The sequence below is a fragment of the Leucobacter alluvii genome (assembly GCF_039530485.1).
Classification (GTDB): Bacteria; Actinomycetota; Actinomycetes; order Actinomycetales; family Microbacteriaceae; genus Leucobacter; species Leucobacter alluvii.
On the sequence record NZ_BAAAOP010000003.1, the window covers coordinates 298,221 to 310,690 of the forward strand.

Genomic DNA, 12,470 nt, shown 5'->3' on the forward strand with positions numbered 1-12,470 from the left:
ACGGCCGTGCCGCCTCCGACGTCGGTCGGGTACGCTCAAGGCATCCGAGACCGCGAGGAAGGGGTCGGGATGACGAACGGATGGCGCGCGCTCCGACGGGGCGAATCCGTGCTCGAGCGACGAAAGCTGCTGGAGCGGGCGCACGAGCGGTTCGTGGACGACCGCTCGCCGCAGCTCGCCGGTGATCCGGAGCTCCGTGATCGCTTCGCCCAAGCGTCTGCCGTGCGCACGGTCGTCCTCGAATCCTGGCTGCGATCCCGCCGGTTGACCATCGACCCCGACGGTATCCCGCAACGTCCGTCCCTGTCTGAGGCGCAGCTGACGGAGATGCGTGCGACGCATCCGATCGGGAGTGTGCTCCCCGTGGTGAGCCGGTTGCTGCTCGATGAGGCGAGCGAATCGGGCTTCATCGTCGCCGTGGGGGATGCGTCCGGGCGCCTGCTGTGGGTCGACGGTGATCGGACCTTGCGCAGCCAGGCGGAGGAGATGGGGTTCCGTGCTGGAATGGACTGGTCGGAGCAGGCCGTGGGCACGAGCGCTCCCGGCAGCGCGCTCGCGCTGGACCACGCGATACAGGTGCTCGGCGCCGAGCACTACTCTCGAGCAGTGCATCCGTGGAGCTGCACGGCAGCGCCGGTGCACGACCCGGGAAGCGGCGCCATCATCGGCGTGATCGACGTCACCGGCGGCGATGGCGCCGCGTCGCCGCATCTCATGCCACTCATGGAAGCGACACTCGCTGCGGTCGAAGCAGAATTGCAGCTCGTGGCGCTCCGCCGGCGAATCGAGCTGGATCGCGGTGCTCGGAATCGCTCGTCAGCGGCGCCTTCCCGCTCACGTGCGGCAACGGGCGCGACGCACGGCGCACCGCAGTCCCTGCCACGTCTCGTCGTGCTCGGTCGTGAGCCCGCGTTGCTCGAGCATCTCGGAGGCGCGGAGCCCGTGAGCGGGAGGCACGCCGAGATCCTCCTCGCCCTCGCCGCGGCCCCGCAGGGGCTCTCGGCGCGGGCGCTGGCGGAGGCGGTCTACGGAGCTCAGGGGTCTGAGCGGACGCTGCGCCCCGAGATGGTGCGGCTGCGCAGGTGGTTGGAACGGCACTGCGTGGAGCTCGACCTCAGCTCGAAGCCGTATCGGCTCGTACCCGGGATCCGGATCGACGCGCACGAGACGCTCGAAGCAATTGGGCGGGGCGCCCACCGCCTCGCGCTCGCGGCGTACGAGGGGCCGGTGCTGCCGACCTCCAGAGCACCGATCGCCGAGCAGCTCCGGGCCTCCGTCGACGCGACGCTGCGCGAGGCGATGCTCCAGTGGGCGGGCCCGGACCCGCTGTTCGCCTACGCGCAGAGCTGGGCGAGCGACGACGTGCAGGTCTGGGAGACGCTGCTGCAAGTGCTGCCGGCGCTGTCTCCGAAGCGGGCACGCGTGGTGGCGAGACTGGAGCATCTCGCCCGCGACACGAGCTGACCGGGGCGCACGCATCCGCGGGCGCGCACCCGCGACGCGGGAGGTGCAACCTCCGTGCAACCTCGACCGTCCTACCGTCGAGCATCCGCACTGCACCAGCGGATCGACCCGGACAACGATGTCAGAGGAGATGCACATGACCGTCTATGCAGCACCCGGCCACCCGGACGCACTGGTGACCTTCGCACCGCGATACGAGCACTACATCGGCGGAGAATGGGTCGCCCCGGTGCGGGGGCAGTACTTCGAGAACGTCACACCGATCACGGGCGGAGCATTCTGCGAAGTCGCGCGCGGCACCGCGGAAGACATCGAGGCAGCGCTCGACGCCGCCCATGCCGCCGCACCCGCGTGGGGGCTGACCAGTCCGGCGGAACGCGCAGTGATCCTGAACAAGATCGCCGATCGAATCGAGGAGAATCTCGAGGCCATCGCCGTCGCCGAGACGTGGGACAACGGCAAAGCCGTGCGCGAGACGCTGAACGCCGATATTCCTCTGGCGATCGATCACTTCCGGTACTTCGCCGGCGCCATCCGTGCCCAGGAAGGCGGACTCTCCCAGATCGATGCAGACCTCGTCGCCTACCATTTCCACGAGCCGCTCGGCGTCGTCGGACAGATCATCCCCTGGAACTTCCCGATCCTGATGGCGACCTGGAAGCTCGCACCGGCGCTCGCAGCCGGCAACGCGGTCGTGCTGAAGCCCGCGGAGCAGACGCCGGCCTCCATTCTGTTCCTCTTCGAACTCATCGGAGACCTGCTCCCGCCCGGCGTCGTCAACATCGTCAACGGGTTCGGCGCGGAAGCGGGCAAGCCTCTCGCCTCCAATCCCCGGATCAGGAAGATCGCATTCACGGGCGAGACGACGACGGGCCGACTGATCATGCAGTACGCCTCCGAGAACATCATTCCCGTGACGCTGGAGCTCGGGGGGAAGAGCCCCAACATCTTCTTCGACGACGTCATGCGCGCGGACGACGGCTACTGGGACAAGGCGCAGGAGGGGTTCGCGATGTTCGCGCTCAACCAGGGAGAGGTATGCACCTGCCCGTCGCGCGCACTGATCCAGGAGTCCATCGCGGGGGACTTCCTCGACGCAGTCGTGGAGCGCACCGAGCGCATCACCCGCGGGAACCCGCTCGACACCGACACCATGGTCGGCGCGCAGGCGTCGAACGACCAGTTCGAGAAGATCAAGTCGTATCTCGACATCGGGCGGCAGGAAGGCGCGCAGGTGCTCACCGGCGGTGGCGTCGAAGACCTCGGGGGCGAGTTCGCGGACGGGTTCTACATTCAGCCCACCATCTTCCGGGGCGACAACTCCATGCGCATCTTCCAGGAGGAGATCTTCGGCCCGGTCGTCTCGGCCACGACCTTCACCGACTTCGACGACGCGATTCGCATCGCCAACGACACCCTCTACGGGTTGGGCGCGGGGGTGTGGAGTCGCGACGGCGCAACCGCGTACCGGGCTGGGCGGGCGATCGAAGCGGGCCGGGTATGGGTGAACAACTATCACGCGTACCCCGCGCACGCGGCGTTCGGCGGGTACAAGTCGAGCGGCATCGGGCGGGAGAATCACCTGATGATGCTCGACCACTACCAGCAGACGAAGAACCTGCTCGTGAGCTACCGCGAGAGCGCCGACGGATTCTTCTAACCCGACGAAGGCAAGGAGACAGGATCATGAGCGGGTCGGACGCAGTCGCGCCTCTGGCGGCGAGACCAGAGGTGGCCGGAGAGACCGAGAGCCGTCTGGCATTCACGCCGGCGGCGATCGAGCTCATCGAGCGGTTGTGGGCGATGCACGGCCCGCTCATGTTCCATCAATCGGGTGGCTGCTGCGACGGCAGCGCGCCGATGTGCTATCCGCTGGGCGAGTTCCGCACCGGCGGACAAGACGTCCTGCTCGGCACCCTCGAGCTGCCGTCGCTCGGTGAGAGCGGCTCGGCGCCCGGCCGCGCGGGGGCGCCCAGGGAGATCGGCTTCTGGATGTCGCGGGAGCAGTTCGGGGTGTGGGCGCACACCCATCTCACGGTCGACGCGGTCGCCGGTCGCGGCAGCGGCTTCTCGCTCGAAGCTCCGGAGGGTCTGCGCTTTCTCATCCGGTCGCGGTTGCTCTGATCGGCGCTCTCGGAGGGGGTCGCGCCTGCGACCTGCGACAATAGACGTGTGGATCCCAACAAGCTCAACCATGACCGCGCTCCCGAGAGCACGCCGCTGCGCAAAACCCGGCCTCGCTCGGCCGACGCTGCGGCTCGCCCGCAGGTGCGCCCGAAGGCCGAGGGCTGGAAGCAGATCGCGGATCCCGACGGTCGCCCGACGCTGCAGTTCGCGTCGCCGCGCGTGAAGCAGCCGGCCACCCACCTGGCTGACCTCACGCTCGAGGAGCGGGAGGCGAAGGTCGTCGAGCTGGGCGTGCCGAAGTTCCGCGCGAAGCAGCTCTCCAAGCACTATTTCGAGCACCGGACGACCGATCCGGAGCAGATGACGGATCTTCCGAAGGACCGCCGCGAGGAACTCGCCGCGGCGTTCTTCCCGCCGTTGCTCACCGAGGTGAAGCGCCTGGTGACTGACGACGGCGACACCATCAAGTTCTTGTGGCGGCTGTTCGACGGCGCGCTCGTCGAGTCCGTGCTCATGCGATACCCCGGCCGAATCACGCTCTGCGTCTCGAGCCAATGCGGGTGCGGCATGAACTGCCCCTTCTGCGCCACGGGGCAGGCGGGGCTGACCCGGAACATGTCGACCGCCGAGATCCTCGACCAGATCGTGCAGGCCAATCGCGTCATCGCCGAAGGCGGCCTGGGGGGCGCCCGTCGCGTCGCTCAGGGCGCGGAGCCGGAGCGCGTGAACAACATCGTCTTCATGGGCATGGGCGAGCCCCTCGCGAACTACAAGCGCGTGATGAACGCGGTGCATCGCATGATCGCACCGTCGCCGGAGGGCCTCGGCATGTCGGCGCGAGGTATCACCGTCTCGACCGTGGGGCTCGCCCCGGCGATCCGCAAGCTGGCCGCCGAGAACATTCCGATCACCTTCGCGCTGTCGCTGCACGCGCCCGACGATCAGCTGCGCGACGAGCTCATCCCGGTCAACAGCCGGTGGAAGGTCGAAGAGGTGCTCGACGCGGCCTACCACTACTACGAGACGACGGGTCGCCGCGTCTCCATCGAGTACGCCCTCATCAAGGACATGAACGATCACGGCTGGCGCGCCGACCTGCTCGCCGACAAGCTCAACGAGCGCGGTCGCGGGTGGGTGCACGTGAACCCGATTCCGCTGAACCCGACACCGGGCTCGATCTGGACCTCATCGACGCGGGAGGTGACCCGCGAATTCGTCGACCGCCTGAACGCCGCCGGCATCCCCACGACGCTCCGCGATACCCGTGGCAAAGAGATCGACGGCGCATGCGGGCAGCTGGTGGCCACCGAGCAAGACGTGGCCGAGGCCGAGGCCTTCGCCGCAGCGGGCTGACCCGCAGCGCGAGCGACGGTCCACCGGTCCGGTTCAGCGCCTGAGCGCCTCGATGAGGCCGGCCACGTCGTCAGGGGTGTTCCACACGTGGAACGCGACGCGCGCGTTGCCAGCGCGTCCCGAGGCGACGATTCCGGCGCGCGTCAGCGACGCCAGGTCGACCCCCTCGATGTCGCTCCAGGTGACGATGGCCGAATCTCCCGGTTCGAGCCCGAGACCCGATCGGGCGGCGTTCGCAAGACCGAGCGCGTGCTCGTGCAGGGCACCCGTGTCGATGCTCGCGATGGTCTCGAGCGCGGCGACGGTACCGGGAATGACGGGCCAGGCGGGGGAGAGGTCGAAGCGCCCGGCACCCGCTGCGAGCGGAGTGTGCCCGGCGTAGCAGGAACTCCAGGGGTCATCGGCCGAATACCACCCGGCCGCGATCGGCACGAGGGCATCGTCGAGACCCGCGCGAACGGTCATGAACGCTGAGCCTCTGGGCGCGTTGAGCCACTTGTAGGCGTGGCAGATGGTGATGTCGAAGTCGCCCGCATCCACCGGGAGCCAGCCGACGGCCTGCGTCAGGTCGACGCAGGTGAGCGCCCCGGCAGCCTCCGCCGCGGCGAGGATCGCTCGATGATCCGATACTGCGCCCGATGCCGACTGCACGTGCGACCAGGCGACGAGGGACGTGCCAGGGCGAACCGCATCGGCGAGGTGCTCGAGCTCGACGTACCTCACGCGCACGTTGCGGCCGGCCTGTTCGAACGGGTGGGTCAGTGAGGAGAAATCGCCGGCCACGCAGAGCACCTCGCCCCCGTCAGGAACCGCGGTCGCCACGACCGACGCGAACTGGGAGATCTGCGTGCCGACGGCGACGCGCTCGGGCGCGACGCCGACGAGCCCCGCGTAGAGGCTTCGGCACTGCTCGACCTGAGCGCTGATCCGATGCGCGTCCATGCGACCCGTCGACCACTCGTCGATGAAGGTCTGCAGCGCGGCGGTGGTGGTGGTCGCAGGCAGCCCCGCCGTGCAGGCCGAGAGATAGCCGGGCACCGAGGGGTACTGCCGCTGCAGCTCGAGAAGCGTGGTCTGTGCGTTCATGCTGCCAGCGTAGGAGCCCGTGAGTCATAATGAAACAGAATCATTCTTATGCTTTGCCTCGCGTCTGGTTATGTGTGGGTGTACACTGCCACCATGACTTCGATGCGCACCGCCGATCCGCTCGCCTCGATTGATTCGACCGAGCTCCGCATCCTGCACGCGCTCGCCACCACCGGTTCGCTCACTGCTGCTGCCGCGTCCCTGGGGCTGAGCCAACCGGCCGTGAGTCAGCGCATCAAGCGAGTCGAGACCCGGCTCGCCGTTCCGCTCATCGAGCGCAGCGGGCGAGGCATCCGGCTGACGACGGCCGGGCAGATCCTCGCCGATCACGGGCGCACCGTCGTCAGCGAGATCGATGCCGCGCTGGCCGCGATCGATGACCTGCGCGGTGAGCGCGCCGGGACCCTGCGGCTCGTCGGCTTCCCGAGCGCCAGCGCCACGCTGGTCCCGATGCTGATGCGGCGGCTCGCGATGGAAGCGCCGGACGTCGCACTCCAGTACCGCGAGGCCGAGCCGCCCGCCGCAACGGCGATGCTGCGCGACGGGGAGGTCGACTGCGCGCTCATCTTCGATTACGAGGGCGCGGCCGAGCTGCCCGCCGGAAGCGCGTTCCTGCCGCTGTGGCGAGAAGAGGTGCACCTCGTCGTCTCGGACGAGCGGGCCGCAGGGGAGCGCACGGCGAAACTCGGCGACTTCTCGACCGAGCACTGGATCGCGGGATGCGAGAAATGCCGCGGACATCTGCTCGCGGCGGCTGGCGACGCCGGCTTCGAACCCGACATCATCCAGGAGACCGACAACGTGCCAGCCATGCTGGCGATGGCGGCGGCCGGCGGAGCCGTCGCACTTGTACCGGGACTCGCGCTCGCAGCTGCGCGGAGCCTCCCCGACGACGCCTGCGCACTGCCTCTCGACCCGCCCCGCTATCGCACCATCGGACTGGTATCGATGGCGACGGCGAACGAGAGCCCCCAGGTGCGACTCGCGAAGCGCCTCCTCGCCTCGGTCGACGGCAGTGCGTGGCACCTCGAGACCGTCCCGCACGCGGCGTAGGGATCGAGATGCCTCACGCACAGCCGGTGACTCCGGATTCGCGGACCGGCGACGGCGTGCGCGCTCTGCAGCGCCGTTCGGTCGCGGTGCTCGCGCTCGCGACGGTGCTCGGGGGCCTCGGCATCGGAGCGTCGTTGTCGGCCGGCGCCCTGCTCATCGCCGATGTCACCGGAAACCCCGCGCTGTCGGGATTCGGTTCGACGATGAACGCGGTGGGGGCCGCGGTCGCCGGGATTCCGCTCGCGCGGCTCGCCGCTCGTCGGGGACGACGAGTCGCTCTGACGACCGGGAATCTGCTCGCCGTCGGGGGAGCCCTCCTCGTCATCGGAGCAGCACTCGTCGAGATTCCTGTCCTGCTCTTCGTCGGTCTCGCCGCACTCGGCATCGCCGCCGCCGTTCAGCTGCAGGCCCGCTTCGCGGCGACCGACCTCGCGACTCCCGCGCATCGCGCGCGCGATCTCTCGCTCGTCGTGTGGTCGATCACCATCGGGGCGGTGATCGGACCGAATCTCATCGGACCGGGAGAGACCCTCGGCGACGCGCTCGGCCTCCACGCGCTCTCCGGCATCTTCGTGTTCACGATCGCGGCTCAGCTGTGCGCCGGCCTGGTCGTCTGGTTCGGCCTGCGACCGGATCCGCTGCTGGAGGCGCGCGGGATCGCGAAGACCGCAGGCGACCACGCCACTGCGGCGCTCGGCGGCGAACCGGACGAGCCAGCCTCGGCATCGCCGGCCCCGACGACGGCGATGCGTGTCGGTCGCGCTCCGCAGTTCCTCGCGATCGCGCTCGTCGCCCTCGGCCACGCGGTCATGGTCGGCATCATGGCGATGACCCCGCTGCACCTCACGCACCACGGCGGCAGCATCGAGCTCGTCGGCATCACGATCAGCATCCACATCGCCGGCATGTACGCGCTCTCCCCGCTCGCGGGAATCGCGGCGGGCCGCTTCGGCCCGATCCCGGTGGTGCTCACGGGCTACGCGGTGCTCGCAGCGGCCGCCGCAGGGACGGCGTTCGGAGGCGGTTCGGTCGTGATCGTGCAGACCTCGCTGGTGCTGCTCGGGCTCGGCTGGTGCATGGTCACGGTCGCCGGTGCGACACTGGTCACCGCGCTGACTCCCGAAGTGGAGCGGCCGGCGCGGCAGGGGCAGTCGGATACCGCGATGAACGCGGCGGGAGCCGTCTTCGGCGCGGCCTCAGGGGTGCTCTTCGCGGTCGGCGGATTTCCGATGCTGTCGAGCGTTGCCGGAGTGCTCATCGTGCTCGGGATCGCCGTGAGCCTTCGACTTCGGGTGCTCGCTCGACGCTAGAATGACGGTGATGTCACACACCGAGAGCCCCCAGTTTTCCACCGCGACCGGAGCCGACGTTCGCGTTCGGTTCTGCCCGTCGCCCACCGGCACCCCCCACGTCGGAATGGTGCGCACCGCACTGTTCAACTGGGCGTACGCCCGGCACACCGGGGGCACGTTCGTCTTCCGCATCGAGGACACGGACGCGGCCCGCGATAGCGAGGAGAGCTACAGCCAGATCATCGATTCGCTGCGGTGGCTCGGGCTCGACTGGGACGAAGGCATCGATGTCGGCGGCCCGCACGGTCCGTACCGCCAGTCCGAGCGCGGCGAGATCTATCAGCGCGTCATCGCGCAGCTGATCGAGGGCGGGTACCTCTACGAGAGCTTCTCGACCGCTGAAGAGATCGATGCGCGCAACATCGCGGCCGGGCGGCCGAAGCAGCTGGGCTACGACAATTTCGATCGCGACCTCAGCGATGAGCAGCGCGCCGCGTTCCGGGCGGAGGGTCGCGAGCCAGCGCTGCGATTCCGAGTGCCCGACACCGACCTGTCGTTCACGGACCTCGTGCGCGGCGATATCACGTTCCCCGCCGGATCGACGATCGACTTCGTGGTGGTTCGGCCGAACGGCGCGCCGCTGTACACGCTCGTGAACCCCGTCGACGACGCGCTGATGGGGATCACGCACGTACTGCGAGGAGAAGACCTCCTGTCGTCCACGCCTCGCCAGATCGCGCTGTACCACGCGCTCGTCGAGCTCGGTATCGCGCAGGCGATCCCGCAGTTCGGTCATCTGCCGTACGTGCTGGGCGAGGGGAACAAGAAGCTGTCGAAGCGCGACCCCGAATCCAACCTGCTGCACCACCGGTCGCGCGGGTTCATTCCAGAGGGCCTGCTCAACTATCTGTCGCTCCTCGGATGGTCGCTTGCTCCGGATCGCGACGTGTTCTCGAGCGACGAGATGGTCGCGGCGTTCGACGTCGCGAACGTGAACCCGAACCCGGCCCGCTTCGATCAGAAGAAGGCCGACGCGATCAACGCCGATCACATCCGGCTGCTGTCGGAAGAGGATTTCGGGAAGCGGATCCTGCCGTACCTCATCGCGGGGGGAGCCCTGCAGATCGAACCAACGGAGGAGCAGCTCGCGGTGATCGCCCGCGCGGTGCCGCTGGTGCAGAGCCGCGTCACCGTGCTCTCCGAGGTCGTCGGCATGCTCGGCTTCCTCTTCACCACGTCTGAGCAGCTGCACTACGAAGACGACGCGCTCGCCTCGTTGAAGGACGACGCACCGCAGGTGCTCGCCGCGGGCATTGCGGCGCTCGATGCGCTCCCCACCGACGCGTGGGAGACGGCAGACATTCAGGAGGCGCTGCAATCCGCGCTCGTCGACGGGCTCGGGATCAAGCCCCGCCTCGCCTTCGGACCGCTCCGCGTGGCTGCCTCCGGCCGACGCGTGTCGCCTCCTCTCTTCGAGTCCTTCGAGCTGCTCGGCCGCGAGGAGTCGCTCGCGCGTCTGCGGCGCCTGGAACAGCACCTCGCGGGCTGACGTCGAGGGGTGGCAGCGCATGAGGAGCAGCGAGGCGCCGATCGGCGTTGCGATCATCGGCGGCGGACCGGCCGGATTGTCCGCCGGACTGCAGCTCGTGCGTGCGAACCGACGCATCGCGATCCTCGATAGCAACCGTCCGCGCCACTCCGCGACCCTGCAATCCCACGGGTTCCTGACGCGCGACGGAGTGTCTCCACTCGAGCTCCGGCGCCTCGGCCGCGAGGAGTTCGAACGCTACCCGTCAGCGATGTACGCTCAGACGATCACTCGCGAGGTGACCCCGCTCGCTCCCGACGAGGCGCGCGCGGCGGGGTTTCCCGATGGCATCGGCTTCTCGGTACGGGGGACCGGCATTCGCGGCGCGGCGGATGTCGAGTACACGGCTCGTCGCGTCCTCATCGCCGCCGGGTTGACCGAAGAGCTGCCGGCACTGCCGATGATCCGCGCGTACTACGGCACCGCGTTGCACAGCTGCGTCGAGTGCGACGGGTTCGAGAAGACCGATAAGCCGCTGGTGCTGATCGGCGAGACCAGCGACGTCTTCTCGCGGGCCCTGCTCATCAGCCGCTTCAGCTCGGATCTCATCGTCTTCACGAACGGCGCCGACACCGTGCGTCCCGAGCAGGAAGCGCAGCTCGAGCGCATCGGCATCCGTGTGGAACGGCGTCCGATCGACGACATCGTCGGCGAGCGTGCTGAGATGACCGGGGTGCGCCTCGCGGATGGAGAGGTGATCGCGCGAGTCGGCGGCTTCGTGCGGCCGCGCTGGCACGCGCCGGTGGAGTTCCTCGGCGATCTGCCCATCGCTCGTGATCACTGGGGTCTCGTGGAGGTCGATGAACGCGGTGAGACCTCGATCCGCGGCGTGTACGGCGTCGGCGACATCGTGCCGCCCGGGCCGCAGCAACTCGTCATCGCGGCGGGCAATGGCGCACGCGTCGCCGCAAAGCTGAATCTCGATATGATTCGCGGTGCTCTCGGAGTGGGGCTCGTCGACGACTAGCCCGGGCGGCGGTCTCAGGCTTGGGTGCAGCGGGTGATATCACCCCGCCGCAGCGACGCGGGCTGCGGCGTCGCGAGCGAACTCCATGCCGTACTGGCGGCCGAGCACTTCTTCGCGCAATTCCGCGAACGTGCCGTCGACGATGCTCCCACGAATGCGATCGACCAGGCGCACGATGTAACGCTCGTTGTGGATCGTCGCGAGCGTCGAACCGAGCATCTCCTTCGCCTTGAAGAGATGATGCAGGTACGCCGCCGTGTAGTTCTGGCAGGTGTAGCAGTCGCATTCCGCGTCGAGCGGCTCGAACCTGCGTCGCTGGCCTGCGGACTTGGCGTTGATGCGTCCCGCCGGCGAGTACATGGAACCGCCTCGCGCCTGCCGGGAGGGGGCGACGCAGTCGAAGGTGTCAGCGCCCGCAGCGATGGCGGCGAACAGGTCATCGGGTTCTGAGATGCCGAGCAGATGCCGCGGCTTGGAATCGGGGAGTTCATCGGAGACCCAGCCGACGATGGTGCCGAGATCCCGCTTCTCCAGAGCTCCGCCGATGCCGAATCCGTCGAACTCCTGCTCGGTGGCCTCCGACCCGCGAAGATGAGCCAACCCGTTCGCCGCGCGCCGTCGCAGGTCCTCGTACTGCGCCCCCTGCACGACTCCGAAGAGAGCCTGGTAGGGGCGGTGCGTTCGCGATGCGGTCTGGCGCGCGTGCTCGTCGAGGCACCGCACCGCCCACCGCTCCGTGCGCTCCACCGAGTCCTCCTGGTACTCGCGGGTGTTCAGCAGTGTGGTGCACTCGTCGAACGCGAACATGATGTCGGCGCCGAGTTCGTGTTGGATGCGCATCGAGACCTCCGGCGTGAAGCGATGCTTGTCGCCGTTCAAGAACGACTTGAAGGTGACACCGTACTCGTCGACGTGCGCGAGACGCTCCTTGTTCTTCGCAATCACCTCGGCGCCGGAGTGGGCGGACTCCGCCATCGAGATCACCTTCTTGAATCCGACGCCGAGCGACATCACCTGGAATCCTCCGGAGTCGGTGAAGGTCGGCCCGTCCCAGTTCATGAATCGGCCGAGGCCGCCCGCTTCGTCGACGAGGTCGCTTCCCGGCTGCAAGAAGAGGTGGTACGCGTTCGCAAGAACGGCCTGGCCGCCGAGTTCGCTCACGGTCGCTGGCAGCAGCGACTTCACTGTGGCCTTGGTGCCGACGGGGATGAATGCGGGGGTCTGGATCTCCCCGTGCGGGGTGCGGATCGTCCCGCTCCGTCCGAGCGGTTCGCCTCCGGAACCGACCGCCCCGCCGGATTCGAGCTGCTGATCGACGGTGAAGCCGAAGTCTGCGGGAGAGGGGGGACTCGCTGCTGCGGTGGGTGCGTTCACCCATCCATCTAAGCACCTCCCGCGACGCGCCCGGGATCGTGGGACGCGAGGCGAAAACGGGCGCGTTTCGGCCATCTCTGACGTGGATCGACCCGGTGCCGGTTGGGGTGTCGGTGGGGTGTCGTGTGGGTGAATTGGCGGATTCATGCGGGGACACGCCCGGGAT

Annotated in this window: 10 protein-coding genes; 8 read left to right on the plus strand and 2 right to left on the minus strand. The window is 68.5% G+C overall.

The window, feature by feature from the left end:
• Positions 1–69 precede the first annotated feature (69 nt).
• The 4 genes from ABFX18_RS03390 (at position 70) to rlmN (ending at position 4,944) form a co-directional block, all read left to right on the plus strand.
• Entirely contained in the window at positions 70–1,464 is a 1,395-nt protein-coding gene (locus ABFX18_RS03390) for a sigma-54-dependent transcriptional regulator family protein (RefSeq protein WP_346057387.1), read from the plus strand.
• 136 nt (positions 1,465–1,600) lie between these two features.
• Positions 1,601–3,124 carry an acetaldehyde dehydrogenase ExaC gene (exaC, locus tag ABFX18_RS03395; RefSeq protein WP_346057388.1) on the plus strand — a complete coding sequence of 508 codons (1,524 nt, stop codon included), beginning with the start codon at positions 1,601–1,603 and terminating at the stop codon, positions 3,122–3,124.
• A gap of 26 nt (positions 3,125–3,150) precedes the next feature.
• Positions 3,151–3,588, plus strand: coding sequence for a DUF779 domain-containing protein (locus tag ABFX18_RS03400; protein ID WP_346057389.1), 438 nt, complete (start codon positions 3,151–3,153; stop codon positions 3,586–3,588).
• Between the two features lie 48 nt (positions 3,589–3,636).
• A complete protein-coding gene (gene rlmN / locus ABFX18_RS03405; RefSeq protein WP_200331848.1) occupies positions 3,637–4,944 on the plus strand; it encodes a dual-specificity RNA methyltransferase RlmN in 1,308 nt (435 codons plus the stop codon).
• Between the two features lie 33 nt (positions 4,945–4,977).
• Here the strand turns inward: rlmN and ABFX18_RS03410 are convergent, their stop codons facing one another.
• A complete protein-coding gene (locus ABFX18_RS03410; protein ID WP_346057390.1) occupies positions 4,978–6,030 on the minus strand; it encodes an aminotransferase class V-fold PLP-dependent enzyme in 1,053 nt (350 codons plus the stop codon).
• 93 nt (positions 6,031–6,123) lie between these two features.
• On the opposite strand from ABFX18_RS03410, the gene ABFX18_RS03415 reads away from it, so the two are divergent.
• From ABFX18_RS03415 to ABFX18_RS03430, 4 genes are read left to right on the plus strand one after another with little or no spacing between them, the layout of a single operon-like run.
• Positions 6,124–7,083 (plus strand): LysR family transcriptional regulator, encoded by a 960-nt coding sequence (locus ABFX18_RS03415; RefSeq protein ID WP_090150148.1) that lies wholly within the window; start codon positions 6,124–6,126, stop codon positions 7,081–7,083.
• A gap of 8 nt (positions 7,084–7,091) precedes the next feature.
• Positions 7,092–8,393, plus strand: a complete 1,302-nt coding sequence (locus ABFX18_RS03420; RefSeq protein WP_346057391.1) for an MFS transporter — start codon at positions 7,092–7,094, stop codon at positions 8,391–8,393.
• Positions 8,394–8,403: 10 nt separating this feature from the next.
• Positions 8,404–9,924: a glutamate--tRNA ligase gene (gene gltX / locus ABFX18_RS03425; protein ID WP_346057392.1), complete on the plus strand. Its 1,521-nt coding sequence runs from the start codon at positions 8,404–8,406 to the stop codon at positions 9,922–9,924.
• A gap of 19 nt (positions 9,925–9,943) precedes the next feature.
• Positions 9,944–10,930 carry an NAD(P)/FAD-dependent oxidoreductase gene (locus ABFX18_RS03430; protein ID WP_346057393.1) on the plus strand — a complete coding sequence of 329 codons (987 nt, stop codon included), beginning with the start codon at positions 9,944–9,946 and terminating at the stop codon, positions 10,928–10,930.
• 39 nt (positions 10,931–10,969) lie between these two features.
• Here the strand turns inward: ABFX18_RS03430 and tgt are convergent, their stop codons facing one another.
• Complete coding sequence (gene tgt / locus ABFX18_RS03435) at positions 10,970–12,304, minus strand: tRNA guanosine(34) transglycosylase Tgt (RefSeq protein WP_346057394.1); 1,335 nt, start codon at positions 12,302–12,304, stop codon at positions 10,970–10,972.
• Positions 12,305–12,470: the final 166 nt, after the last annotated feature.